Genomic DNA, 24,050 nt, shown 5'->3' with positions numbered 1-24,050 from the left:
CACAAGGATGCAGGCCATGCTTGCACTGCAGGACAGGACCAATTCGCAACAAGTCAATCGGGTTCCGGACGTCACCGTCGAGTTCTGGCTGATCAAGCTGATGGCGGTGACGATGGGAGAAACGGCGGCCGATTATCTGGCCATCAATCTCGGGCTTGGGCTCAGCGCCACCTCGGCCATCATGACCGCGGTGCTGGCCGTGGCCCTGTTCCTGCAGTTCGCGCAGAAGCGCTACGTGCCTTGGGCCTATTGGCTGGCCGTCGTCATGATCAGCGTGGTCGGCACGCTGGTCTCCGACAATCTGGTCGACAATTTCGGTGTCCGGCTGGAAACCACGACCATCCTGTTCAGCGTCTTGCTGGCCGCCACCTTCGCCGTCTGGCAGGCCAGCGAGCGTACCTTGTCGATCCACACCATCTTCACCACCAGGCGCGAGATCTTCTACTGGCTGGCGATCCTGTTCACCTTCGCGCTCGGCACCTCGGCCGGCGATCTGGTCGCCGAGAGCTTCCAGCTCGGCTATCTGACCACGGGCTTGCTGTTCGGTGCCGTCATCGCGGCGGTGGCCTTCGCCTATTACAAGCTGAAGCTGAACGGCATCCTGGCATTCTGGCTGGCCTACATCTTCACGCGGCCGCTCGGCGCCTCCTTCGGTGATCTGCTGTCGCAGCCCACCGACTATGGCGGGCTGGGTTTCGGCACCACCGTGACCAGCTTCCTGTTCCTGGCCGCGATCGTCGCCATCGTCGTCTACATGACGCTGATGAAGAGGGGCGATGACGCGCTGGCGGCGACCGAAGCCGACTAGTATCCGGCATAGGACAGCAAGGGCGCCTTCTCGGTGCCCTTGCTTTGCCATGTCTTGCTCTAGAATAATGTGGTAGCCGGCCACGGCACCGCAATCGCGCGAAGCGCAACGAGGGCCGGCGCCGCAGGCTGGTGAACTCGAACCGGATTGGACTTGATGCGCATCCTGGTCCTGGAGGACGATAAGAAGACGGCGGCTTTCGTGGTCAAGGGGTTGACCGAGGCCGGCCATGTCTGCGACCAGCTTGCCGATGGGCGCGACGCGCTGTTCCAGGCCACGCGCGAAGCCTATGACGTCTTCGTTGTCGACCGTATGACACCCGGCCTCGACGGGCTCTCCGTGGTGAAATCGCTGCGTGTCGCCGGCGTGATGACGCCGGTCATCTTCCTCACCTCCGTCGGCGGTGTCGACGACCGTGTCGAAGGCCTGGAAGCCGGCGCGGACGACTATCTGGTCAAGCCGTTTGCCTTTTCCGAACTGATGGCGCGGCTGAACGCGCTGGGGCGTCGTCCACCAGTGCAGGAACAGAAAACCCTGCTCAAGGTGGCCGACCTGGAGATGGACCTGATCAAGCGTCAGGTGGTGCGACAGGGCCAGTCGATCGAATTACAGCCGCGCGAATTCCGCCTGCTGGAAGTGCTGATGCGCAGCGAGGGAAGGGTGATCACCCGTACCATGCTTCTGGAGCGCGTCTGGGATTTCCACTTCGATCCCAAGACCAGCGTGGTCGAGACCCATGTCAGCCGCCTGCGCGCCAAGATCGATAGGCCGTTTGCGGTCCCGCTGCTGCATACCGTGCGCAACACCGGCTACAGCCTTTATGCGCCGCGTTGAAAACCTGCTGCGCTCGACGCCGTTCAGGCTGGCGCTGTCTTTCGCGGGGCTCGTCATTCTTGCCTTTTTGCTGTCGGGCGGCATCGTCTACCAGACGATGAGCGCGAACCTGAATAGGCGCCTCGACGAAGCCGTCAGGCAGACCTATTCGACCATTGCCGCGACCTATGGGGAAAGCGATGTCGAGGACCTGATCACGGCGGTGAATGCCCATGCCGGCCGCAATTCAGGCAACGACCAGCTGATCTCGCTGACCGGCGCGCAGGGTGAGAGTCTCGCCGGCAATCTTTCGGCGGTCGACCTGCCGACTGGTTTCTCCACCGTGCCGGAGGGCACGCCGGGCTTTCCCGACACGGCACCCTACCGCGCCTATTCCGCCAGGGTCGGTTCCACCAATCTGACGGTCGCCCAAAGCTATTCCGAGACCGAGGAACTGGAACACCTGCTGCTGGCAAGTTTCGCCTGGGCAGCCGTCATCGTCGCCGGTCTGGCGGTTGCCGGTGGCGCCTTCCTGGCATCGCGCGTCCAGCGGCGGCTGGACGTGATCGGCGAGACCATGGTGGCCGTTTCGCAGGGCAAGCTCGAGGCGCGTATTCCGCAGCTTGGCCGCGACGACGACATCGACGCGGTTTCCAATCGCATCAACGCGGCACTCGATCAGCTTTCCTCGTTGGTCGAAGGCATGAAGCAGGTGAGCAGCGACATCGCCCATGATTTGAAGACGCCGCTCAACCGTCTGCACATGATCCTGGACGGTGCAGCGGAGAAGGCGGGGTTACGTGAGGACGTTTCGGCCGATCTGGCCGAGGCGAGGGCCGAAAGCAGCCAGATCAACGAGACCTTCGACGCGCTGCTGCGCATCGCGCAGATCGAGGCAGGAGCGCGCAAGGCGCGTTTCGTGCGGCTGGATCTTGCCGAGATCGTCGCCTCGATCGCCGAGATTTACGCCGATGTGGCGGAGGATGACGGCAAGATGCTCGTTTTGACGGGCACCGACAGCACGGGCTGGGTCACCGGCGACAGGGAGCTGTTGACGCAGCTTTTCGCCAATCTGGTCGAAAACGCCATTCGGCACACGCCGCCCGGCACCCGCATCGAGGTTTCGCTGTCCGGCCAGGCCGGCGGAAAGCTCGCGGCGACGGTCGTCGACGATGGCCCCGGCATCCCGCCGCATGAGCATGACAAGGTGTTCCAGCGTCTCTACCGCTTGGACAAAAGCCGCTCGACCCCGGGGACCGGGGTCGGGCTCAGTCTGGTCAAGGCTATCGCCGATCTGCACGGTGCGTCCGTTTCCATGCAGGAACGCAATCCCGGTCTCGCCGCGGTGGTGACGTTCCCCGGCTGATCGCCATCAGCGCTTCCACGTGCGATTTTCGCGCTTCAACAGGCCTCGCGTCGGTAATCGTCGAGAACGGTTTCGATGATGCGTGCCGAGATCGCGATCTCCTCGGCGCTGCGCGCGATCTGGCCTGAAACGGTGATCATCGCCTTCCACAGCGCCCAGGCGCGACCGCGTGCCCAGGTGCCGGCGTCGAGGGGCAGGGCGGTGCGGAAGGCACGCCTGCTGTCGCGGTCAAATTGCGACCAGGCGATCGCCAGGTCGCAGGCCGGATCGCCGACAGTCGAACTGCCGAAGTCGATAACGGCCGCGAGCTTGCCGTCCTTGACCAGCAAATTGCCCCAGGCGATGTCGCCATGCACCCAGACGGGCGGGTGCTGCCATTGCGTCGACAGCGCTTCGTCCCACACGGCGCGCGCGGTTTTTGTGTCGATCCTGCCGTCGAGCAGGCGAATTGCCTCGCGGGTCTGGTCGTCATAGACGGCGAGCGCACCGCCTCGGAAAAAGTTCTGCGGCCCGGCAGGCGGGCCGCCGGTGGCATCGGCGCGGTGCAGAGCGCCGAGGAAACCGGCCAGGTCGACCGCGAATTCGGCGGGATCGCCGATGCGCCCGTCCGTCGCGGTCTCGCCCTCCAACCAGCCATAGATGGACCAGTGCCAGGGATAACCTTCGCCAGGCCTGCCTTCGGCCAACGGCACCGGGATCGGCAGGGGCAGTTGCGGCGCTAGTCTCGGCAGCCAGTGCTGTTCGTTGGTGACCTGCGCGGCATAACCCGCCGCACTCGGCAGCCTGGCGCTCATCGCCTCTCCGAGCAGGAAGGTGCGGTTGTCCCAGCCACCGGGTTCGACCTTGCGGATCGGCAGATGCGCCCACTGCGGAAACTGCGTGTCGATCAGCCGCCGCACCAGCGCCGTGTCGATCTCGACCGTGATTTCAGCTTTGTTCGACATGCATTTTCCCGGGCGCCTGCCGCGCTTTGGAAATGAAGAAAGGGCGGCATTTCTGCCGCCCTTTCCCATACGTTGCCTGAGATGTGAAGCCGTAGAGGGATTTCGTTAAAAATCTATCCAACGGCAGGCCTCACCGCCGCGCCAGAGTCAATTTTTTCAACCTGGCCCGTTCGCCAAGGCATCCTAAGCCTCTCAGCCGCAGAATACGAAAAAAGGGCGGCATCGCTGCCGCCCTTTTCCCAAACAGTTCAGCCGGTTGGCCGGACTTCTTAGAAGTCCATGCCGCCACTCAAGCCCGCTTGCGGGCTTGAGCATCATAAGCTCATGGGCGAGCTTTATGGACTTCTTAGAAGTCCATGCCGCCCATGCCGCCCATGCCGCCGCCAGGCATACCGCCCGGCATGCCGCCGGCGGTGTCCTTCTTCGGGGCTTCGGCGATCATGGCCTCGGTGGTGACCAGCAGGCCGGCAACCGAAGCAGCGTCCTGGAGAGCCGTGCGCACGACCTTGACCGGGTCGACGATACCCATGGCGATCATGTCGCCATATTCGCCGGTCTGGGCGTTGTAGCCGTAGGTCGCGCCCTTGTTGTCGAGGATCTTGCCCGCGACGATCGAGGCTTCAGCACCTGCGTTCGAGGCGATCTGGCGGGCCGGAGCCTGCAGAGCGCGACGGACGATGGCGATGCCGGCGGCCTGGTCGGCGTTGACGCCGGCAGCCTTGATCGCCTGGGTGGCGCGCAGCAGGGCAACGCCGCCGCCAGCCACGATGCCTTCTTCGACGGCAGCGCGGGTTGCGTTCAGCGCGTCGTCAACGCGGTCCTTCTTTTCCTTGACTTCGATCTCGGTCGCACCGCCGACGCGGATGACGGCAACGCCGCCAGCCAGCTTCGCCAGACGCTCCTGGAGCTTCTCGCGGTCGTAGTCCGAAGTGGTCTCTTCGATCTGCTGCTTGATCTGGGCAACGCGGCCCTGGATCTCGGCCTTCTTGCCGGCGCCGTCGACGATGGTGGTGTTTTCCTTCTCGATGCGGACCTTCTTGGCCCGGCCGAGCATGGCCAGCGTCACGCTTTCTAGCTTGATGCCGAGGTCTTCCGAGATGACCTGGCCACCGGTGAGGATGGCGATGTCTTCCAGCATGGCCTTGCGGCGGTCGCCGAAGCCCGGAGCCTTGACGGCGGCGATCTTCAGGCCACCACGCAGCTTGTTGACGACCAGCGTGGCCAGAGCCTCGCCTTCGACGTCTTCCGAGATGATGAGGAGCGGCTTGGAGGTCTGCACGACGGCCTCGAGGACCGGCAGCATCGCCTGCAGGTTGGACAGCTTCTTCTCGTGCAGGAGGATGTAGGCATCCTCGAGCTCGGCGATCATCTTGTCCGGGTTGGTGATGAAGTAGGGCGACAGGTAGCCGCGGTCGAACTGCATGCCTTCGACGACTTCCAGCTCGGTCTCGGCGGTCTTGGCTTCTTCAACCGTGATGACGCCTTCGTTGCCGACCTTCTGCATCGCTTCCGCGATCATCTTGCCGACCGACTCGTCGCCATTGGCCGAGATGGTGCCAACCTGGGCGACTTCGTCCGACGACTTGATCTTCTTGGCGGCCTTGCCGAGATGAGCGACGACTTCAGCAACGGCCAGATCGATGCCGCGCTTCAGATCCATCGGGTTCATGCCGGCGGCAACCGACTTGTGGCCTTCCTGGACGATCGCCTGGGCGAGAACCGTCGCGGTCGTGGTGCCGTCGCCGGCGATGTCGTTGGTCTTCGAAGCAACTTCGCGGACCAGCTGCGCGCCCATGTTCTCGAACTTGTCTTCCAGTTCGATTTCCTTGGCGACGGTGACGCCGTCCTTGGTGATGCGCGGGGCGCCGAACGACTTGTCGATGACGACGTTACGGCCCTTCGGGCCCAGCGTCACCTTCACCGCGTCGGCGAGGATGTTGACGCCGCGCAGCATGCGCTCGCGGGCATCACGGGAGAATTTTACGTCTTTAGCAGCCATTTTTTACTCCTGGGCGTTGCGCCCGAAATCAAGATTGGATGGTGCGGATGAGCCGGCCGATCAGCCGATGATGCCCATGATGTCGGATTCCTTCATGATCAGAAGGTCTTCGCCATTGAGCTTCACTTCGGTGCCCGACCACTTACCGAACAGGACGCGGTCGCCAGACTTGACATCCAGCGGGACCAGCTTGCCAGCCTCGTCGCGGGCGCCGGAGCCGACGGCGATGACTTCGCCTTCCTGCGGCTTTTCCTTGGCGGTGTCGGGGATGATGATCCCGCCAGCCGTCTTTTCTTCGGATTCAACCCGGCGAACGACCACGCGGTCATGAAGCGGGCGGAACTTCGACTTTGCCATTTGATTTCCTCGGTGCGAAAGGTGAGAAAGAATTTCCTCCGTCCGGTCTAGCCGGACCTTCGGTTAGCACTCGCCTTGAGTGAGTGCTAACGTGGCGCTGAAATAATCCTGCCCCAGGGGAGAGTCAAGAAGCGGCGCGGCATCTGGCCGCACGAAATCCGCGTTTCGCTGCCGAGGCCGGCGTTGGATCGATAATCTCCTGCATCCGGCCGCCGCCGCGAATGATTGCTCAGGCGTAGGGCGTGCCGGCCATCGCCGCCTTCAGGCCGGCGGCTCCCTTGTCGACAACGGTGAGGAAGGCGGCTTTCGCTTCCTCCGTGTCTTGCCTTAGTCGAAAGGTGCGGTGGGCTTCGAGGAAAGCCACGGTCCACGTCGCCAGGAGCAGGGCGGCTGCCAGGCGGGCACCGGCATCGGTCGCCTCCTGTCCGGTACATTCGGACAGCGCCGCCGCCACGACATGTTCGAGCTCGTCGCGGATCGCCCTGGCCCGCGCCTTGAGGGTTTCGCTGCCTTCGACCGTCTCTATGAAGCGCTGGCTCCTGGCGGAAAACTCCACATATGGAGCCCCGTCGGCGATCAGCTGGTGCGCGAGCCGGCGCAGCGTCTCGATCGGCGAAACACCCGGATCGCGCTGTCGCAAGGCTTCGCGGACGGTCTCGCGGCCCTCTTCGTCGCGATCGAAGAACATGTCTTCCTTGCGCGGGAAGTGGTTGAACACAGTCATCCGCCCGACATCGGCCGCCGCCGCGATCTCGTCCACTGTCACATTGTCAAAGCCCCGTTCCCAAAAGAGACGGTCGGCAACGAGCGAGATGGCGCGTCGCGTGGCGAGGCGCTTGCGGGATCGAAGGTCGGTTGGGGTTGACATGAAACTCCAGTCGGCATAATTGAAAGTATACTGAGTACATATTTATATCCAGTATATGAAACGCCGACTTGGCTGGCAAGTCGCTATTGCGGCGGTTGGCCCGCCGGACCCGTGGCCGTCATCCCAAACCCTCACAGCCTCCAGCACGCGGGACCCGTCGGTCCGCTCCCCTGAGACCAGTCATGAACAGATCCCTTACCGTTATCTTTGCCGCGATCGTCCTCGACGCCATCGGCATAGGCCTCATCTTCCCCATTCTACCGCGCCTTCTCGAGGAGGTGACGCACAGCCAGGACATCGCACCCTATATCGGCATCATGACCGCGCTCTATGCGCTCATGCAGTTCATCTTCGCGCCGGTGCTCGGCGCTCTGAGCGACACGCTGGGCCGGCGCCCCGTGCTGCTCATGTCGCTCGGCGGTGCGGCAATAGACTATCTCATCATGGCCTTCGCGCCGCATCTCTGGATGTTGCTTTTGGGCCGCGCCATCGCCGGCCTGACCAGCGCCAATGTCTCCGTGGCCATGGCCTACATCACCGATATTTCGCCGGAGGACGAGCGAGCCCGCCGCTTCGGCCTGTTCAACGCCATGTTCGGCATCGGCTTCATCGTCGGGCCGGTTCTCGGCGGTTTGCTTGGCGACCATTGGCTGCGACTGCCGTTCATCGCCGCCGCCGTGCTGAACGCCTGCAATCTTCTGCTGGCACTGTTCGTTCTGCCGGAGTCGCGCACGCCGACCCGTGCCAGGATCGATCTCGCCGCGCTCAACCCGCTCAAGCCGCTACGCGGCGTCTTCGCGATGACCGGGCTTGCGCCCATCGTCGCGGTGTTTTTCATCCTGAGCGCGACGGGAGAAGCCTACGGCACCTGCTGGGCGCTGTGGGGGAGCGATACGTTCGGCTGGAACGGCCTCTGGATCGGCCTGTCGCTGGGCGCATTCGGTATCTGCCAGACGTTGGCGCAGGCATTCTTGCCCGGCCCGGCAACCAGACTGCTCGGCGAGCGCTGGGCCGTCGTCGTCGGCATCGCCTGCACGTGCATCGCCCTTGTTGCCATGGCCTTCGCGGGACAGGGCTGGATCGTGTTCGCCATCATGCCGGTCTTCGCCCTCGGCGGCATCGGCGCGCCGGCGTTTCAGGCACTGGCCACCCGGCAGGTCGACCCGGCGAGCCAGGGCCAATTGCAAGGCGTGCTGGCCTCGGCCGTCAGCCTGGGCTCCGTCATCAGCCCGCTGGCATTCTCCACGCTCTATTTCGCGGTCCAGAAGACCTGGCCCGGGGCCATCTGGCTGTCGGCGGTCGTCATCTATGCAATCGCGGTCCCGCTGGTTTTTCTTGGCACCCGTTCAGCTTGTCCGGTGCAGCCCGCGCACGCATAGCTTTCGGAGGAAGACGCAAACCGGTGGCCGGTCGCGCGGAGGCAACTGTGTTTCGCCAGCCGAACCTAGTCGAAAAACCCGCGCAACTGGCAGTGGATGATCGATTTGTAGTCGTCGAGCATGCGTTGTCCCTCGGCCTTGTCCTGCGTCAGCGCCAGCCGCACCACACCGCCGGCGAGTTGGAAGAACAGGAACACCATGCGCCGGAACTCGTCCTGCCGTTCGGGTTTCAACAGCCGGATGATCTGATCGCAGAAAACGCTGGCCTGGTGATGCGTCTCGGCGATGTCGAGGTTCTTCAGCGCCTTGTCGGCCTGGATGGCGTTCTGCAGGTCCTGGATGGCGGGATCGCCGGCGACGCGCTCGAAATAGTCGTCGAGCATGCGGTCGGAAGCCGCGATCATGCTCTCCAGCCCATCGATGCCGGCGACGATCTCCTGTTGCCGCGCCCGCGTCACCTCCGAGAAGCGCTCGTAGAGCGTGGCCAGGATCGCCGACTTGTTGGGGAAGTAGTGGTAGACCGTGGCGATCGGCCCGCCGGCCAGCGCGCCGACCTCTTTCATGGTGACGGCGTCGATGCCCTTTTCGCCGATCAGCCGCATGGCGGTCGCCAGGATCGCGTCGATGCGCTCGCGGCTGCGCTCCTGCTTGGGGCGTCGCCTGAGCTGAGAACCGGTCTCTGCACGCTTGGCCTGTTTCATATGCCGGCTGTCCACATCCTGCTTGGCGAATTCGCATTGACAACAAAGATGATAAAGTATCAGTTTTCAAGATACTGATTGATTATCAGCTTTTGACGCATCCGCCTGAAAGCACGATGCGCGACGACAGAATGAGGCAACGGACGTTGGGAGGCGCCTGTGGACTCGAAGAATTCCGCGCATTCGCAAGGGGACTGGCTGGTCGGCAATCCAACGCGCGGGCAGCTTGCCGCGGCGCTCTGGATCGGTTCCGTCGGCCTGCTCATCCTCGGCCTGCAGCCGGTGCTGCTCGGTGCTCTTTTCACGCAAGGCCATGTCACCGGCGATGAACTGGCGCTGGTCGCCACCGCCGAGCTGATCACCATCGGCCTCGGCTCGGCCACGGTGGCAATGGCGCTTTCGGCGCGCAACATGCGCTGGAAAAGTGCGGTCCTTCTGCTGCTTTTGGCGCTGGCCAATCTGTGGACCGCCTATGCGGCGGGCGCCAACATGCTGATCGCCGCCCGCGCTGTCGCCGGCTTCGCCGAGGGTGGCCTTGTCGCCGTCGCAACCGAATTGATCGCGCGATCGCGCCGCGCCGAGCGCATCGGCGGCTATTTCGTCTCGCTGCAGACGCTGGCGCAATGCGTTCTGGCGCTGCTGCTCGCACTCGTCGTCATTCCCGCCTATGGCGCCGGCGGCGGTTTCGTCACGCTGGCGGTCGTTTGCCTGCTTTCGCTCGCCGTCGCCCGCAACGTGGCGGACGACTATGCGGACCTGCCCAAGGAAGAGCATTTTGCCAATGTGCTGACGCCCGGCGCGATCACCGCGCTGCTGTCGATCTTCTGTTACTTCATGTTCTTCGGTTCGGTCTGGGCGTTTCTCGAGCCGCTCGGCGCGCAATATGGCATCGACGGCCGCACGGTCGGACTGATCGTTTCGGCGAGCCTCGCCGCTCAGATCCTTGGCGCCATGACGGCCACCGTGTTCGAGGCGCGCATCGACTATCGCCTCGCCATAACCGGTGTCGGCATCGTTGCCGTGATCGCCTGCCTGGTGCTGGCCGGCGGGCCGGCACTCACCACTTTCTGGATCGCCGCTCTGGCGATGGGCTTCATCCTGCTCTTCGTCGTTCCCTACCAGATCAGGCTGGCGATCACCGCGGACGAGACACGCACGACTGCGCTCCTGGTGCCGGCAGCGCAATTGTTCGGCCTGGCGTTCGGGCCGGTCGCCGCCTCGCTGCTGATCAGGGAAGGGGATTTCCGCGGCGTGCCGCAATTCGCCGCCGCCAGCGTCGTCGCTTCGGTGGCGCTGCTTGGCCTGTTCGTCGCCCTGTCGCGCCGCCGCGTCGTCGCCTGAAACCGGGGGCCATCATGACCAACAGTTGGACGAACTGGTCGGGCTTTGTCGCGGCCTCGCCGCAGCAGATTTTGAGCCCAGACAATCTCGGTGGCATCGTCGAGGCGGTGAAGACGGCGCTCGGGCCGCTGCGTGTCGTCGGGGCAGGGCATTCCTTCACGCCGCTGGCCGCAACCGACGGCACCTTGCTGTCGCTGGAGAAGTTCGAAGGGCTGGTCTCGCACGATCCCGCCGCCAGCCTGGCGCGCATCCGCGCCGGCACCCGGCTTGGCCCGTTGATGAAGCTGTTGCAGGAGATCGGCCAGGGCCTGCCCAATATGGGCGACATCGACCGGCAGGCGATTGGCGGCGCGCTCGGCACCGCCACGCATGGTTCGGGCCGCACGCTCGGTGCCTATCACACCCAGCTTGAAGCGATGCAGTTCGTCGACGGGCAGGGCGCGGTGCGCGAACTGACGCTGGCGAAGGATCGCGACCTGATCCACGCCACCGGTGTGGCTTTGGGCGCCTTCGGCATCTTGACCGAGGTGACGCTGAAGAACGTCGCCACTTATCGCCTGCACCGGCGCAAATGGGTGCTGCCGATCAAGGATATGTTGGCGCAGTTCCAGCCGATGATGGGCGCGCACCGTTCGGCCGAATTCTACTATGTCCCGTTCTCCGGCCATGCGCAGTTCATCGCCAGCGACCTGTCCGACAAACCGGTCAGCCCAAGGCCGCCGGAGGAGGATGAGGAGGGGCTGGCGACACTGCGCAAGCTGCGCACGGTGCTCGCCTGGGCGCCATGGCTGCGCGGCCTCATCATCCGCTCGGTGATGGCCAGGCTGCCGGCCGAGGACTACGTGCAGGATTGGCTGAACGTCTACGCCAGCGACCGCCGCACTCGTTTCAACGAGATGGAATATCATCTGCCCTTCGAGGAGGGGCCGAAGGCGCTGGCCGAGATCATCGAGCTGACCGAAAAGCGCTTTCCGGAAGTCTATTTTCCGATGGAGGTGCGGTCCGTCGCCGCCGACGAGTTCTGGCTCAGCCCCTTCTACAAGCGGCCGACCTGCTCGATCGCCATCCACCACGATGCCGCCAGCAACCCGTTGCCCTTCATGCGCGCGGCCGAGCCGATCTTCCGCAAATATGGCGGGCGGCCGCATTGGGGCAAGATGCACAGCCTGACCGCGAGGGATTTCGCCGCGCTCTATCCGCGTTGGAAGGACGCGATGGAGGTTCGCCGCGACATCGACCCGCAAGGCCGCTTCGTCTCGCCCTATCTGGCGAGCCTGTTCGGGCTAGCGTGATGGAAGCGTATTTTTCGAGCATGACAGCGGCATTGCGCGAGGCCGGGCTTTTCAAGCCCTGCCTGGTGCTCGACCGCGACCGGCTGGACGCCAACATCGCTCTGACCCGGCAGAGGCTGGCGCCGGGCCTTGCACTGCGGTTGGTCGACAAGTCGCTGGCCTGCCTGCCATTGCTGTCACGCATCGCCAGCGCCCTCGGCGCCGAGCGCTTCATGACCTTTCACCTGCCGATCACCGAGGCGGTGCTGAAGGCTTTCCCGACGGCGGATTTGTTGCTCGGCAAGCCGATGCCGGTGGAGGCGGCACGGCAAGCGCTGTCGCTTCGCGACGATGACTGGAGCCGCGTCTGCTGGCTGGTCGATACCGAAGCACGGCTTGAACAATACATGGCCATGGCGGAAGCGCTGGGCTCAGACCTGCGCATCGCCTTCGAGGTCGATATCGGCCTGCATCGCGGCGGTTTTTCCGAGCCGGCGGCGCTGTCGCGGGCGTTGCAGCGCTTGCGCGCGCATCCCCTGCTCCACTGCGAAGGCATCATGGGTTACGAGGCGCACGCGCCGCATATTCCAAACCTGTTCGGCGGCCCCGAACAGGCGCTAACGAAATCGGTCGCCGCGTTCCAGGCCTTCGTCGCCTGTCTGGCGCCGAACGAGAGGCAGATCCTCAACATCGGCGGCTCCAAGACGGCGCTGCTGCACCGCACTGACACGCTGGCCAACGAGGTGTCGGTCGGCTCCGCCTTCATGCTGCCGACCGATTTCGACACACCTAGCCTTGCCGGCTTCCAGCCAGCCGCCTTCATCGCCACACCGGTTCTGAAAGTGGTCGACGCCGAATTGCCCGGCCCGGCCTTCGTCGGCCGCGCCTTGCAGGCGCTTGGCCGCTTCCCGCGCCGCGGTTGCTACATCTATGGCGGCAAGTGGATGGCAAAGCCGGTGTTTCCCGAGGGCGCTGCCGAAAACGCCATGCTCGGCCTTTCCTCCAACCAGCAGTTCATGGCGCTGCCGGACGGCGCGACGATCCAGCCGGACGATTTTTTCTACCTGCGCCCAACCCAGTCCGAGTTCGTGCTGCAGCAGTTCGGAACCATCGCAGTCTTTTCCGAGGGGCGGGTGATCGAGCACTGGCCGGCGCTGCCGTTGGGCTGATGAACATCCCCGCTCCTTTGCAATAGATCTCGACGCCGAACGTCATCGCTTGATTGTTGTTTCCGACAATCATATATTTGACTGAGTCAACAATATCGTTGGCGCCGTCCTGTGATGCTAGACTCCACCGAGGTTGCCATGCTTGCCCTTTCGAACCCGAGCCAAGACCAGATCGACTGCATGCGGGCCTTCAACCGCTTCTACACGCGCCAGATCGGCCTGCTGGAGGAAGTGCTGCTGAAAAGCCCGTTCTCGCTCACCGAGGCGCGGGTGCTGTTCGATCTTGCGCAGCGAAACGGCCAGACAGCCGCCGAACTCGGCCGCGAGCTTGGTCTCGACGCCGGCTACCTCAGCCGCATGCTGAAGAAATTCGAGGAGCGCGGGCTGGTGCTGCGCGAGGCGCAGGCCGACGACGCCCGGCAATCGGCCATCGCGCTGACCGAGGCCGGTAGGAGCGCCTTCGCCGAATTGGATAGCGCCTCGAACAAGGAAATCGGCGCCTTGCTCGAGCGCCTGCCGCCGGAACGGCGACAGACGCTGGTGACGGCGATGGCGACGATCATGCGCGTGCTGGGCGGCGGCGGCGAACCGAAGGTGCCCTACATATTGCGGCCGCTGCAGACCGGCGACCTCGGCTGGATCACGCGCCGGCAGGGTATGCTCTACGCGCAGGAATATGGCTGGGACGAAACCTACGAGGCGCTTGTCGCCGAAATCCTCGCCGCCTTCGTGAAGTCCTACGATCCGAAGACGGAACGCTCCTGGGTGGCGGAGCGCGACGGCGAGGTGGTCGGCTCGGTCTTCGTGGTGCATCAGTCCGACGAGGTGGCGAAGCTCAGGCTTCTTTACGTCGAGCCGTCGGCACGCGGCCTCGGCATCGGCAAGCGGTTGACCGACGAATGCATCGCCTTTGCCCGGTCCCGCGGCTACAAGACGCTGACCTTATGGACCAACGATATTCTCATCGCGGCGCGGCGCATCTATCAGGCCGCCGGCTTCAAGCTGGTCAAGGAAGAACGCCACACATCCTTCGGCAAGGATCTGGTCGGGCAGACCTGGGAGCTGACGCTGTAGGCGCGTAAGGGCAGGCGCACGGCTTATTGGCACTGAGGGCATGCCTATTGGCACTGAGGGCACGGCGAGACGCCTCTCGTCCGTCATTCCCGACCTCGTCAGCGACCGCAGGGAGCGGAGAGTGTCGGGAATCCATGCCGTGACCGATATGCTGTGAAAACGGTGCAGCTACTGAAAGAACACCGCGCTCTTCGACCTCCTATCGTGGAAGGCTCTATAGTTGAGATGTTCTGGCATGGATTCCCGACACTCTCCGGTCGCTTCACTCCCTCACGAGGTCGGGAATGACGGACCTTAGCTGGCTGCGCCCAAGCCCATCCATCTGGAGTTCGTTGTCAGGGTCGAACCTCCAGGTTCGGCCCTTTTCTCATGCTGCGACCGCATGTTCCCTTGTCAGGACGCTCCCGCGCCAGCGCATGGCTGTCATGCAGATTTGCCAGTTCACGTTTTTCGTGATCGGCTTGAATAGTAAGCATGCTTATTATATGTCATGCTTATGTCTTCGAACACGGAACATACGATCGGCTTCCTGGTCCACACGGTGGGCCGGCTTTTGCGCAAGCGTTTGGAACAGATGGCGATCAACACGCATCTTTCCGCCGCTCAATGGCGGTTGCTGTTCTGGGTGGCCAAGGAAGAAGGCACGACGCAGGCCCGCCTCGCTGAATATCTGGAAATCGAGCCGATCAGCGTTTCCCGCATGCTCGACCGCATGGAGCAGGGCGGCTGGGTCGAACGCCGGGCCGATGCCAATGACCGCCGCGTGCGCGCGCTGTTCCTCACCGAACAGGGCCGCGAAGCCTTCCTCTACGTGAAGAGTTTCGTCGGCACGGTCACCGAAGAGGCATTCGCTGGAATATCGAAGGCCGATCAGCAGACAATCATGCAGGGGCTCGAGAAGGTCATCGAGAACCTCAACACCACCATCACGTCCTCCCAAGACGCTGACAATGGCACTGAAGCCAAGACGTTAGAGAGTGCAGACCAATGAACGCCGTGTCCAAGATCGACGAGAGTGAAGTGACCAAGCTCGAGATCGAGCAGCCCGCGCCGCCGGCGCAGCCGGTGATCGCTGCGCCGCCGATCGAGCCGGCGCCCGTGCCGCAGAAGAAGAAGTCGCGCGGCCTGCGCTTCATCCTGATGGTGTCGGTGCCGCTCGTGCTCGTCGCCGCCGGCGGCTACTACTGGGTGACCGGCGGTCGCTACGAAGAGACCGAAAACGCCAATCTGCAGCAGGCGACGCTGTCGATCGCGGCCAATGTTCCCGGCCGCATCGTTCAGGTGAACGTCGCCGACAATATGGGCGTCAGGAAGGGCGACGTGCTGTTCGCCGTCGATCCCGAGCCGTACCGGATCGCGCTGGCCCAGGCTGATGCTGCGGTTGCCAATGCACGCCTCGGCGTCGAGCAGCTGCGCGCCGCTTACAACCAGGCACAGGCGCAGGCCAGGTCCGCCTCCAGCGAGGTCGACTACGCCCAGTCGCAATATGACCGCGCCGCCGATCTGGTGAAGAAGGGCATCAACCCGCAGTCGACGCTCGACCAGACCCGCAACGATCTGGACAAGGCCAAGCAGCAGCTTTCCGTCGCCCAGCAGGGCATCGACAGTGCCAAGGCCGCGCTGGACGGCAATCCCGACATCGCCACCGACAAGCACCCGACCGTGTTGGCGGCACTCGCCGCCCGCGACAAGGCCGCTTTCGACCTGACCCAGGCGACGGTGCGCGCGCCTGACGACGGCGTCGTCTACAAGGCTGCGTCCTTCAAGGTCGGCCAGTATGTGGGCGTCGGCACGCCGCTGTTTGCGCTGGTCGAGACCGGCGACACCTGGGTCGACGCGAACTTCAAGGAAACCCAGCTCACCCGCTTGAAGCCCGGCCAGAAGGCCGACATCGTGCTCGACACCTATCCGGACAAGACCTTCAAGGCCACCGTGCAGGCAATCGGCGCCGGCACCGGCGCGCAGTTCTCGCTGCTTCCGGCCCAGAACGCCACCGGCAACTGGGTCAAGGTCACGCAGCGCATCCCTGTGCGCCTGCAACTGGACGACAGCGACGCCAAGCTGGCTCTGCGTGCCGGCATGAGTGCCTCCGTCACCGTCGACACCGGCGCATCGCGCGGTTTCGGCAGCCTGTTTGGCCACGCCTTCGCCGGTGAGGCCAAGTAAAGCGGCTTAAGCGAGCCGCACCACAGTTTGACGAGGAGGATCGGTTTGCCGGCGGGCCGGCGCGGCGTGTGATTGTGGTGACGCTTATGCGTCCCGATCCCTCGACCGCCGGCACCACCAAGAGTTTCCGGGCGGCAGGCGCGCGAAAGCAGGCGCTGGCCGTTAAACCCCCAAAATGGCTGGCAATCCCCTGACGAGGTTGCCTTGCCGCCCGGAAAGCCCTTCAGGCGCCGACCGCTCCGGACTGGATCGAAATTGCCATGAGTGCAGATCAAGGTTATCGCGAAGTCCCGAACCGTGGGCTGGCCACCGTGGCGATCATGGCGGCGACGGTGATGCAGGTGCTGGACACCACCATTGCCAATGTCGCGCTGCCGTCGATGTCGGGCGACCTCGGCGCGTCGCCTGACACCATCAACTGGGTGCTGACGTCCTACATCGTCGCGGCCGCCATCGTCACGCCGATGACCGGCTGGCTGTCCGACAAGTTCGGCCGCAAGGAGCTGTTCCTGGGCTCGGTCGTCGGCTTCGTCTTCTTTTCGCTTTTGTGCGGGCTCGCCTGGAGCCTGGAAACGATGGTGCTGTTCCGCCTCATGCAGGGCGTGTTCGGCGCATCGATCGTGCCGCTGTCGCAGCTTTTCCTGATGGACATCAATCCCAAGGAACGCCGGGGTCAGGCCATGGCGATCTGGGGCGCCGGCATCATGGTCGGGCCCGTGGTCGGGCCGACGCTGGGCGGCTGGCTGACCGACAGCTACAACTGGCGCTGGGTGTTCCTGATCAACCTGCCGGTCGGCATCGTCGCCTTCCTCGGCATGGCCGCCTTCCTGCCCAGCATCCCCAAGCGCATCCGCGGCTTCGACTTCTTCGGCTTCGCCATGCTGTCGCTGGGCGTCGGCGCGCTGCAATTGATGCTCGACCGCGGTGCCGATGCCGACTGGTTCTCCTCGACCGAGATCTGGATCGAGACCGGCCTCGCCGTCATCGGCATCTGGGTCTTTGTTGTGCACACCATGTCCGCCGACCGCCCGTTCATCGACGCCAAGATCTTCCTCGACCGCAATTTCGCGGCGGCGCTGGTGTTCATCTTCATCATCGGCGTCATTCTCCTGGCCGGCATGGCGCTGATGCCGCCCATGCTCTCGGCGATCTTCGGCTATCCCACGGTGACGACGGGCATGGTGATGGCGCCGCGCGGTGTCGGCACGATGATCTCGATGCTGGCGGTCGGACGCCTGATGCGCATCGTCGATCCGAGGAAGCTGATCTTCGTCGGCATGCTGCTCACAGCCTATTCGTTCAACATGATGGCCGGTTTCACGCCGCAGATGGATGCCTGGCCGATCGTGTCGTCCGGCATCGTGCAGGGTCTGGGACTAGGGCTGGTCTTCGTGCCGATTTCAACGATGGCCTTCTCGACGCTAAACCCCTCGGGTCTGCCGGATGCGACGGCGCTGTTCACGCTGGTGCGCAACATCGGTTCCTCCATCGGCATCTCGGCCTTTGCGGTGATGCTGACGCAGAACACGCAGATCAACCACTCGGAGCTGTCGGCCTTCATCAACCCGTTCAACCCGAACCTATGGATCGCTAACCCGTCGGCGGCGATGGGCGACCGCACCGCGCTGTCGCAGGTGGACGGTCTCGTCAACATCCAGGCCCAGATGGTTTCTTACGTCTCCGACTTCAAACTGATGATGCTGGTGACGCTCAGCGCCATTCCGCTCATCTTCCTGCTCAAATCGCCGAAGAAGTCTGCAGGCGGCGCGGCCGCGCCGGCGGTGCATATGGATTGAGGCAATCGGCAGTCGGCAGTCGGCAGTCGGAACTTACTGGTGAGAAATTGGCTAGGCATGGTCGAAATCAGCCATTATTTTCCGACTGCCGACTGCCGACTGCCGACTGCCGACTGCCGACTGCCGACTGCCGACTGCCGACTGCCGACTGCCGACTGCCGACTGCCCTACTTCCCCAAAACCAACGCCCAATACCGCCAACCAGGCCGTGACGCATCGCCGACATAGGCGAGGCCGAAGCGCGTGAAACGCGGATCGAGCATGTTGCGGCGATGCGGCGGCGAGTTCATCCACATGTCGAACAGGCGCGTCAGGTCCATGCGGCCTTGGGCGATGTTTTCGGCGGCCGCGCCCTTGATGCCGTTGTCGGAGACGCGCGCGGCGAAATCCTTGCCCCAGCCGGTCGTGTGCTCCATTCGCCCCGCGCTGGCCATATAGCGCGCTTGCTGCAGCGCGGCCTGTTCAAGCTGCGCGTCGGGGCTGAGCGCCGTCAGGCCGGCACCCGAGCGGATGCCGGAAACGATGCCGCTTGCCGCCGCCGAGGAGCCGCCACTTTCGCCGGTCGGGCGCATCGTGCCGCAGCCGGCGAGCAAGGCGAGCGCGCCGAAGCCGCCAAACCTCAGCAGGGCGCGCCGGTCCATCGAGAGGAGCGGGGTGGGCGATCGGGCGGTCGAATCTGAAAGTGTCATCGTCTCTTCCATACCCGCGAAAATGGCTTTTGGCAGGCGTCTCAAGAAACTGTGATGCCGCCCGGACGACAGTCGTGGACGAAGCTGTTATGGTGAGACGTTCAGACAGTGGCAGCCACGGGCGGCCATCAAGGGTTTCGACCCTCGGCGGTGACCGCTCTCCAACCCGACAGGAGGATGGTAATGGCCGGTTTTCATGTCATGGCAGGGGCGCACGGACTTGAGTTGCCGACGGTGCGCCGGATTTCCATTTCAGACCTGTTCGACGCCCTGAAGCGCGGTGCCGAGGATTTTTGGGCGAAACCTTCGCACTACGTCTTCCTCGGGCTGATCTATCCGATCGTCGGGCTGATCCTGACGGAGTGGACGTCGGGCTCCAACGCCATCCAGCTGGTCTACCCGCTGATGACCGGTTTTGCACTCGTCGGCCCCTTTGCAGCCATTGGTCTTTACGAGATGTCGCGGCGGCGCGAGCGCGGCATGGACACGTCCTGGAAGCGTGCGCTCGATGTGCGCCATTCGCCGGCGCTGCCGTCCATCGCCGTCATCGGCATCATGCTGATGGCGTTCTTCCTCTTGTGGCTGTTCACGGCGCAATCGATCTATGCATCGTCCTTTGGCGACCAGCCTCCGGCAGCGCTTGGAACCTTCGTTCGGGACCTGTTCACCACCAACCAGGGCTGGCGGCTCATCCTCCTCGGCAATTTGACCGGTTTTGTCTTTGCGCTGATCGTGCTGGCAACGACCGTCATCGCCTTCCCGCTGCTGCTTGATCGTGACGTCGGCGTGGTGTCGGCGATCGAGACTTCGGTGCGCGCCGTCGCCATGAACCCCGTGCCGATGCTGGCCTGGGGTCTGATCGTGGCGGTGTTACTGGTGATCGGCTCGATCCCGCTGTTTGCCGGCCTTGCCATCGTCATGCCGATCCTCGGCCACGCCACCTGGCACCTCTACCGCAAGGTGGTGGTACCGGAAGGCAAGGCCGACCGGCGGCCGATGTAGGCCTGTCGGGTTACCTTGATCAGCGCTGGCTTTCGGTCGCCATCCGCACGGCCAGCGCCGCCAGCACGGTTCCCATCAGCCAACGCTGGATCAGCATCCATAGCGGTCGCCCGGCCAGGAACACCGCTATGGAACCCGCCGTGACCGCGATGACGGCGTTGACGCTCAGGCTGATGGTGATCTGCGTTACGCCCAGCACCAGAAGCTGCGACAGCACGTGGCCCTTTTCGGGCTCGATGAACTGCGGCAGCAGCGACAGATAGAGCACTGCGACCTTCGGATTGAGCAGATTGGTCATCAACCCCATCATAAACAGCTTGCGCGGCCGGTCGCGCGGCAGCTCCTTCACCTGGAAGGGCGAGCGCCCGCCGGGGCGCAGCGCCTGCCAGGCGAGGTAGAGCAGGTAGAGCGCGCCGCCGAACCGCAGCACGTCATAGGCATAGGGCACGGCAAGCAGCAGCGCCGTGATGCCGAAGGCCGCGCACAGCACATAGAACAGGAAGCCGACGGCAACGCCGCCGAGCGAGATCAGCCCGGCTTTCGGTCCTTGCGAGAGCGAGCGCGAGATCAGGTAGATCATGTTCGGGCCTGGCGTCAGCACCATGCCGAGGCAGATCAGGGCGAAGGCGATGTGATTGGCGGTATCGGGCACGGCAGTCCCCCAGATGTGGCGCATCCAAGCGCGCTGGCGCGAAACTGCATCTTTGCCGCGCAACCCGCAAGATCATGACCCGTCGGCTGATTGCGCCAGATCGGGCTTCGCCTTTTGGCCCATCGCCCGTCACGGCAAAAGCTGGTGACAGCCGCCCGGGCTTCGGCTAATCCGGGGCCGTCCCGGCATGGCCGGTAGCACTCGAACGCGGCCTGTTTTTCTGGGATGCCATGACGGATCTGCTTGAAACGATCGATACGCTGACTGCCGTCTCCGGCCGCTATGACACGCTCTTGTGCGACGTCTGGGGCGTGGTCCACAATGGCGAGACGCATTTTCCGGCTGCGGCCGCAGCCCTTGCGCAGGCTCGCAAGGCCGGGCTGGCGGTGGTGCTCATCACCAATTCGCCGCGTCGAAACGCCGACGTGATCGCCCAGTTGCGGGTGATCGGCGTGCCCGACGACGCGTTCGACCGCGTGGTGACGTCCGGCGACGTGACGCGCGATCTGATCGCCGAAGGCCCGCGCAAGGTATTCCACCTCGGGCCGGACCGCGACGTCACCATCTATGACGGGCTCGATGTCGAACTGGTCGAGGAATTCGAGGCGCAGGCCGTGGTCTGCACTGGCCTGTTCGACGACGAGGCCGAAACGCCGGAAGACTATGCCGAGATGCTGGCGCGGCTGCGGGCGCGCAACCTGCCGTTCATCTGCGCCAATCCCGATATCATCGTCGAGCGCGGCGACAGGCTGATCTGGTGCGCCGGCGCGCTTGCCCGCGACTACGCCCAGCTCGGCGGCCGCACGCTGATCGCCGGCAAGCCGCATGCGCCGATCTATGCGGCGGCGATGAAGGCGGCTTGCGAGGCTCTCGGCCGTGACCTGACGCGCAACCAGGCGCTGGCCATCGGCGACGGCATGATGACCGACGTCAAGGGCGGCGCCGACAACGGCTTCGACGTGCTCTATATTTCCGGCGGCATTCATGCCCGCGACTATGGCGACCCGTTGCGGCCCGATCCGGCGCGGTTGGCGGCTTTCCTCGAAAAGCACGGCTACCGGCCCGTTGCCGTCATGCCGCGGCTGAAATAAGGGAGCGGCATGGACAAGCCGTTCGAACGCATTTCCGGCGACACGGTGCTGCCGTCCCGTCTGCGCGGCGGCGTGGTGGCGATCGGCAATTTCGACGGCGTACATCGCGGCCATCAGGCCGTGTTGCAGCGGGCATTGGACGAGGCGCATCGGCGCGGCGTCCCGGCGCTGGTGCTGACCTTCGAACCGCATCCCCGCACCGTTTTCAGGCCGGACGTGCCGCTGTTCGTGCTCACCCCGCCGCCGGTGAAGGCGAGGCTCCTGTCCTATTTCGGCTTCGACGCCGTTATCGAGCAGGAATTCACCCGCGAATTTTCCGAGCGGTCGGCGGAATCCTTCATCACCGATATCCTGGAAAAGAACCTCGGCATTTCCTGCGCGGTCACCGGTTTCGACTTCCATTTCGGCAAGGACCGCCAGGGCGGCCCGGCCTATCTGGCGGAAGCTGGCAGGCGCCACGGTTTTGGCGTCGCCCAGGTCGAGGCTTTTTGCGACGAGGGCACGGACGTCGTCTCCTCCAGCCGCATCAGGGCGCTGCTCACCGAGGGCGAGCCGGCCGAAGCGGCAGGCCTGTTGGGCTATCGTTTCACGGTCGAAAGCGAGATCATCGGCGGCCAGCAGCTCGGCCGCACGCTGGGTTTCCCCACCGCCAATATGAGGCTTTCGCCGCAAACCACGCTGAAGGAAGGCATTTACGCCGTCCGCTTCCGGCGCCAGGACGGCACCTTGCACGATGGCGTTGCCAGTTTCGGGCGGCGCCCGACGGTGGACGACAACGGTGCGCCGCTGCTCGAGACGTTTCTCTTCGACTTCTCCGACAGCCTTTACGGCGAGGTCTGCGAGGTATCGTTCTTCGCCTATCTGCGCGGCGAGGTGAAGTTCGAGGGGCTTGACCCGCTGGTCGCCCAGATGAAGCGCGACGAGGCGGAGGCGAGGGCGGTGCTGGCCGGCGTGCGGCCACTTTCCGCCCTCGACGGGAAGATCACTTTTTAGCGTCCGCGGGCGCGCTGGCCCTCAAGCCCAGACCGAAAGCGATGTAGGTCCAGCCCTGGAAGATCAGGTCGATCGCCAGGAACAGGCCGAGCACCCACAGGCTGTTGACCGGCCAGCGCAGCGCGATGATCAGGCCCGCCAGCACGGTGATGATGCCGGCGGCAATGATCCAGCCTGAACCCTTTTCGGCGCGGTGCTGGAAGCCGACGGTGGTGCGGATCAGGCCCGACGCCACCAGCGCGATAGCCAAAAGCAGGGTGAGTACCGCCGAGGCCAGCAGCGGATTGTAGAAGGCGAAGAAGCCGGCCACCGCATAAAGCAGGCCGTTGAGCAGCCAGTAGAAGAACCGTCCCCAGGTCTTGACGCCGAAGGCATGCACGATCTCGATGGCGCCGGCGATCAGCATCAGCCATCCGACGAAATAGACCGACACGACCGTGGCGATGAACAGATTGCCGAAGGCGATGCCGCCCAGGATCAACATCAAAACGCCAAGGGCAACGAACCATCCCCATTTGGAACGGGCTTGCCCGATTACATTCTTCAATTCGTCCGTTGGCAGGGTCATGGCCATCCTCTCCAAGGTTGTGCCTGTCACAGGGCGGACGATAACGCCGTGCCAATATGGCGTCCAGTGATGGCGCCGAAACGGAATTTGTTTGGAAATCGCGGATTTAAGTCAAATTTTACCAAACGGCCGTCATAGACAACGCAACGGTGAGTTGTGCATGGTGTTGTAATGAGTCCTGCAAGGTTCCTCCCGGCGGCACTGGCTGCTCTTGTCGTTGCTGCCCCGTCCGGCGCCCGCGCCGGGGACGGCTTTTTCGACTGGATTCACGGCGACTGGTATCTGGAGGTCGGCGTCACCGGCCTGGTCGCGCCGAATTTCGAAGGCGGCAAGAAATACCTGCTCGGCGCCGAGCCGATCATTTCGCTGGGCAAGGCTGGCAACGACACCCGCTTTTCCTCGCGCAACGACAATATCTCGCTGGGCCTCTACGACACCGGCAATTTCCGCGCCGGCCTGAACGGCAAGCTGCTGTTGCGCCGCAGCAGCGACACGCAGGGCCTGGAAGGGCTGGACCCGGTGCCATGGGGTGGCGAGCTCGGCGGTTTCGCCGAATTCTATCCCGTGGACTGGGTGCGCGTGCGCGGCGAGGTGCGCCAGGGCGTCCGCGCCCATCACGGTGTCGTCGCCGATTTCGCGGCCGACGCCTTCTATGACGTCACGCCGGAAGTCCGCATCTCCGGCGGTCCACGCATGTCGCTGGCCTCGTCGCGCTATTTCGACGCCTATTACGGCGTCAACGCCGCCGAAGCGGCGACCACCGGCCTTGCCGAATATCATCCGGGCGGCGGCGTCAAATCGGTGGGTGTCGGCGGCGCCGTCACGTGGAAAGTCAGCGACCCGATCACCGCGAGCCTGTTCGGCGAATACAGCCGTCTGACCGGTCCGGCTGCTTCGTCCAGCCTGGTCAAGCAGAACGGTTCGAAGGACCAGTTCACCATCGGCATCTCGACCAGCTACCGCTTCGATTTCAAGATGTAGCCGAATGCGGCGGCGAGGCGCT

The 24,050-nt window shown here is 64.1% G+C and carries 23 protein-coding genes; 15 read left to right on the top strand and 8 right to left on the bottom strand.

What is annotated here, in order from left to right:
• The first annotated feature begins 16 nt into the window (after positions 1-16).
• The 3 genes from FZF13_RS24705 to FZF13_RS24695 all read left to right on the top strand — a co-directional run bounded on the left by FZF13_RS24705 (position 17) and on the right by FZF13_RS24695 (position 2,987).
• Positions 17-808, top strand: coding sequence for a COG4705 family protein (locus FZF13_RS24705; protein WP_024924882.1), 792 nt, complete (start codon positions 17-19; stop codon positions 806-808).
• Positions 809-964: 156 nt separating this feature from the next.
• Entirely contained in the window at positions 965-1,642 is a 678-nt protein-coding gene (locus FZF13_RS24700; RefSeq protein WP_024924883.1) for a winged helix-turn-helix domain-containing protein, read from the top strand.
• Entirely contained in the window at positions 1,629-2,987 is a 1,359-nt protein-coding gene (locus FZF13_RS24695; RefSeq protein WP_024924884.1) for a sensor histidine kinase, read from the top strand. The genes FZF13_RS24700 and FZF13_RS24695 overlap by 14 nt, the downstream gene beginning before the upstream one ends.
• A gap of 35 nt (positions 2,988-3,022) precedes the next feature.
• Here the strand turns inward: FZF13_RS24695 and FZF13_RS24690 are convergent, their stop codons facing one another.
• The 4 genes from FZF13_RS24690 to FZF13_RS24675 all read right to left on the bottom strand — a co-directional run bounded on the left by FZF13_RS24690 (position 3,023) and on the right by FZF13_RS24675 (position 7,155).
• Positions 3,023-3,931 carry an aminoglycoside phosphotransferase family protein gene (locus tag FZF13_RS24690; protein WP_024924885.1) on the bottom strand — a complete coding sequence of 303 codons (909 nt, stop codon included), beginning with the start codon at positions 3,929-3,931 and terminating at the stop codon, positions 3,023-3,025.
• A 346-nt stretch (positions 3,932-4,277) separates the two neighbouring features.
• Positions 4,278-5,930 carry a chaperonin GroEL gene (gene groL / locus FZF13_RS24685; RefSeq protein WP_024924886.1) on the bottom strand — a complete coding sequence of 551 codons (1,653 nt, stop codon included), beginning with the start codon at positions 5,928-5,930 and terminating at the stop codon, positions 4,278-4,280.
• Positions 5,931-5,990: 60 nt separating this feature from the next.
• A complete protein-coding gene (groES, locus tag FZF13_RS24680; protein ID WP_024924887.1) occupies positions 5,991-6,287 on the bottom strand; it encodes a co-chaperone GroES in 297 nt (98 codons plus the stop codon).
• Between the two features lie 229 nt (positions 6,288-6,516).
• Entirely contained in the window at positions 6,517-7,155 is a 639-nt protein-coding gene (locus FZF13_RS24675; RefSeq protein ID WP_024924888.1) for a TetR/AcrR family transcriptional regulator, read from the bottom strand.
• A 182-nt stretch (positions 7,156-7,337) separates the two neighbouring features.
• On the opposite strand from FZF13_RS24675, the gene FZF13_RS24670 reads away from it, so the two are divergent.
• Positions 7,338-8,534: a TCR/Tet family MFS transporter gene (locus FZF13_RS24670; RefSeq protein ID WP_024924889.1), complete on the top strand. Its 1,197-nt coding sequence runs from the start codon at positions 7,338-7,340 to the stop codon at positions 8,532-8,534.
• Between the two features lie 65 nt (positions 8,535-8,599).
• On the opposite strand, the gene FZF13_RS24665 is transcribed toward FZF13_RS24670, so the two are convergent.
• Complete coding sequence (locus tag FZF13_RS24665) at positions 8,600-9,235, bottom strand: TetR/AcrR family transcriptional regulator (protein WP_024924890.1); 636 nt, start codon at positions 9,233-9,235, stop codon at positions 8,600-8,602.
• 159 nt (positions 9,236-9,394) lie between these two features.
• On the opposite strand from FZF13_RS24665, the gene FZF13_RS24660 reads away from it, so the two are divergent.
• From FZF13_RS24660 to FZF13_RS24630, 7 genes are all read left to right on the top strand, one after another.
• Positions 9,395-10,576 (top strand): MFS transporter, encoded by a 1,182-nt coding sequence (locus FZF13_RS24660; protein ID WP_024924891.1) that lies wholly within the window; start codon positions 9,395-9,397, stop codon positions 10,574-10,576.
• A gap of 14 nt (positions 10,577-10,590) precedes the next feature.
• Positions 10,591-11,868, top strand: a complete 1,278-nt coding sequence (locus FZF13_RS24655) for a D-arabinono-1,4-lactone oxidase (RefSeq protein ID WP_024924892.1) — start codon at positions 10,591-10,593, stop codon at positions 11,866-11,868.
• Positions 11,868-13,016 carry an alanine racemase gene (locus FZF13_RS24650; protein WP_024924893.1) on the top strand — a complete coding sequence of 383 codons (1,149 nt, stop codon included), beginning with the start codon at positions 11,868-11,870 and terminating at the stop codon, positions 13,014-13,016. Before FZF13_RS24655 ends, FZF13_RS24650 begins: the two co-directional genes overlap by 1 nt.
• Positions 13,017-13,154: 138 nt before the next feature.
• A complete protein-coding gene (locus tag FZF13_RS24645) occupies positions 13,155-14,090 on the top strand; it encodes a bifunctional helix-turn-helix transcriptional regulator/GNAT family N-acetyltransferase (RefSeq protein WP_024924894.1) in 936 nt (311 codons plus the stop codon).
• A 496-nt stretch (positions 14,091-14,586) separates the two neighbouring features.
• A complete protein-coding gene (locus FZF13_RS24640) occupies positions 14,587-15,081 on the top strand; it encodes a MarR family winged helix-turn-helix transcriptional regulator (RefSeq protein WP_024925257.1) in 495 nt (164 codons plus the stop codon).
• Positions 15,078-16,256 (top strand): HlyD family secretion protein, encoded by a 1,179-nt coding sequence (locus FZF13_RS24635; RefSeq protein WP_024925258.1) that lies wholly within the window; start codon positions 15,078-15,080, stop codon positions 16,254-16,256. The genes FZF13_RS24640 and FZF13_RS24635 overlap by 4 nt, the downstream gene beginning before the upstream one ends.
• 260 nt (positions 16,257-16,516) lie before the next feature.
• Positions 16,517-18,052: a DHA2 family efflux MFS transporter permease subunit gene (locus FZF13_RS24630; RefSeq protein ID WP_024925259.1), complete on the top strand. Its 1,536-nt coding sequence runs from the start codon at positions 16,517-16,519 to the stop codon at positions 18,050-18,052.
• A gap of 167 nt (positions 18,053-18,219) precedes the next feature.
• Here the strand turns inward: FZF13_RS24630 and FZF13_RS24625 are convergent, their stop codons facing one another.
• Positions 18,220-18,741 (bottom strand): CAP domain-containing protein, encoded by a 522-nt coding sequence (locus FZF13_RS24625; protein ID WP_024927180.1) that lies wholly within the window; start codon positions 18,739-18,741, stop codon positions 18,220-18,222.
• 183 nt (positions 18,742-18,924) lie between these two features.
• On the opposite strand from FZF13_RS24625, the gene FZF13_RS24620 reads away from it, so the two are divergent.
• Positions 18,925-19,743: a DUF2189 domain-containing protein gene (locus FZF13_RS24620; RefSeq protein WP_024927179.1), complete on the top strand. Its 819-nt coding sequence runs from the start codon at positions 18,925-18,927 to the stop codon at positions 19,741-19,743.
• 19 nt (positions 19,744-19,762) lie between these two features.
• On the opposite strand, the gene FZF13_RS24615 is transcribed toward FZF13_RS24620, so the two are convergent.
• Positions 19,763-20,419, bottom strand: a complete 657-nt coding sequence (locus tag FZF13_RS24615) for a LysE family translocator (RefSeq protein ID WP_210270955.1) — start codon at positions 20,417-20,419, stop codon at positions 19,763-19,765.
• Positions 20,420-20,625: 206 nt separating this feature from the next.
• On the opposite strand from FZF13_RS24615, the gene FZF13_RS24610 reads away from it, so the two are divergent.
• Both FZF13_RS24610 and FZF13_RS24605 read left to right on the top strand, forming a co-directional pair.
• The gene (locus FZF13_RS24610; protein WP_024927177.1) at positions 20,626-21,486 is read left to right on the top strand and encodes a TIGR01459 family HAD-type hydrolase; all 861 of its coding nucleotides are present in this window, start codon (positions 20,626-20,628) and stop codon (positions 21,484-21,486) included.
• 9 nt (positions 21,487-21,495) lie between these two features.
• Entirely contained in the window at positions 21,496-22,479 is a 984-nt protein-coding gene (locus tag FZF13_RS24605) for a bifunctional riboflavin kinase/FAD synthetase (protein WP_024927176.1), read from the top strand.
• On the opposite strand, the gene FZF13_RS24600 is transcribed toward FZF13_RS24605, so the two are convergent.
• A complete protein-coding gene (locus FZF13_RS24600) occupies positions 22,469-23,047 on the bottom strand; it encodes an HdeD family acid-resistance protein (protein WP_036255415.1) in 579 nt (192 codons plus the stop codon). The two genes, FZF13_RS24605 and FZF13_RS24600, sit on opposite strands and share 11 nt — an antisense overlap.
• 171 nt (positions 23,048-23,218) lie before the next feature.
• Between FZF13_RS24600 and FZF13_RS24595 the strand changes: the two genes are divergently transcribed.
• Positions 23,219-24,028 carry a MipA/OmpV family protein gene (locus FZF13_RS24595; protein ID WP_024927174.1) on the top strand — a complete coding sequence of 270 codons (810 nt, stop codon included), beginning with the start codon at positions 23,219-23,221 and terminating at the stop codon, positions 24,026-24,028.
• The last annotated feature ends 22 nt before the right edge of the window (positions 24,029-24,050 follow it).

This window comes from Mesorhizobium terrae (assembly GCF_008727715.1).
Taxonomy (GTDB): domain Bacteria; phylum Pseudomonadota; class Alphaproteobacteria; order Rhizobiales; family Rhizobiaceae; genus Mesorhizobium; species Mesorhizobium terrae.
Note: the sequence above shows the minus strand (reverse complement) of the source record. Positions and strands in the feature narration are given on the sequence as shown.

Bases quoted from the DNA above. Each gene is read 5' to 3' on its own strand.
- FZF13_RS24705 (WP_024924882.1), top strand. From the start codon at position 17: ATGCTTGCACTGCAGGACAGGACCAATTCGCAACAAGTCAATCGGGTT.
- FZF13_RS24700 (WP_024924883.1), top strand. From the start codon at position 965: ATGCGCATCCTGGTCCTGGAGGACGATAAGAAGACGGCGGCTTTCGTG.
- FZF13_RS24695 (WP_024924884.1), top strand. From the start codon at position 1,629: ATGCGCCGCGTTGAAAACCTGCTGCGCTCGACGCCGTTCAGGCTGGCG.
- FZF13_RS24690 (WP_024924885.1), bottom strand. From the start codon at position 3,931: ATGTCGAACAAAGCTGAAATCACGGTCGAGATCGACACGGCGCTGGTG.
- groL (WP_024924886.1), bottom strand. From the start codon at position 5,930: ATGGCTGCTAAAGACGTAAAATTCTCCCGTGATGCCCGCGAGCGCATG.
- groES (WP_024924887.1), bottom strand. From the start codon at position 6,287: ATGGCAAAGTCGAAGTTCCGCCCGCTTCATGACCGCGTGGTCGTTCGC.
- FZF13_RS24675 (WP_024924888.1), bottom strand. From the start codon at position 7,155: ATGTCAACCCCAACCGACCTTCGATCCCGCAAGCGCCTCGCCACGCGA.
- FZF13_RS24670 (WP_024924889.1), top strand. From the start codon at position 7,338: ATGAACAGATCCCTTACCGTTATCTTTGCCGCGATCGTCCTCGACGCC.
- FZF13_RS24665 (WP_024924890.1), bottom strand. From the start codon at position 9,235: ATGAAACAGGCCAAGCGTGCAGAGACCGGTTCTCAGCTCAGGCGACGC.
- FZF13_RS24655 (WP_024924892.1), top strand. From the start codon at position 10,591: ATGACCAACAGTTGGACGAACTGGTCGGGCTTTGTCGCGGCCTCGCCG.
- FZF13_RS24650 (WP_024924893.1), top strand. From the start codon at position 11,868: ATGGAAGCGTATTTTTCGAGCATGACAGCGGCATTGCGCGAGGCCGGG.
- FZF13_RS24645 (WP_024924894.1), top strand. From the start codon at position 13,155: ATGCTTGCCCTTTCGAACCCGAGCCAAGACCAGATCGACTGCATGCGG.
- FZF13_RS24640 (WP_024925257.1), top strand. From the start codon at position 14,587: ATGTCTTCGAACACGGAACATACGATCGGCTTCCTGGTCCACACGGTG.
- FZF13_RS24635 (WP_024925258.1), top strand. From the start codon at position 15,078: ATGAACGCCGTGTCCAAGATCGACGAGAGTGAAGTGACCAAGCTCGAG.
- FZF13_RS24630 (WP_024925259.1), top strand. From the start codon at position 16,517: ATGAGTGCAGATCAAGGTTATCGCGAAGTCCCGAACCGTGGGCTGGCC.
- FZF13_RS24625 (WP_024927180.1), bottom strand. From the start codon at position 18,741: ATGACACTTTCAGATTCGACCGCCCGATCGCCCACCCCGCTCCTCTCG.
- FZF13_RS24620 (WP_024927179.1), top strand. From the start codon at position 18,925: ATGGCCGGTTTTCATGTCATGGCAGGGGCGCACGGACTTGAGTTGCCG.
- FZF13_RS24615 (WP_210270955.1), bottom strand. From the start codon at position 20,419: ATGCGCCACATCTGGGGGACTGCCGTGCCCGATACCGCCAATCACATC.
- FZF13_RS24610 (WP_024927177.1), top strand. From the start codon at position 20,626: ATGACGGATCTGCTTGAAACGATCGATACGCTGACTGCCGTCTCCGGC.
- FZF13_RS24605 (WP_024927176.1), top strand. From the start codon at position 21,496: ATGGACAAGCCGTTCGAACGCATTTCCGGCGACACGGTGCTGCCGTCC.
- FZF13_RS24600 (WP_036255415.1), bottom strand. From the start codon at position 23,047: ATGACCCTGCCAACGGACGAATTGAAGAATGTAATCGGGCAAGCCCGT.
- FZF13_RS24595 (WP_024927174.1), top strand. From the start codon at position 23,219: ATGAGTCCTGCAAGGTTCCTCCCGGCGGCACTGGCTGCTCTTGTCGTT.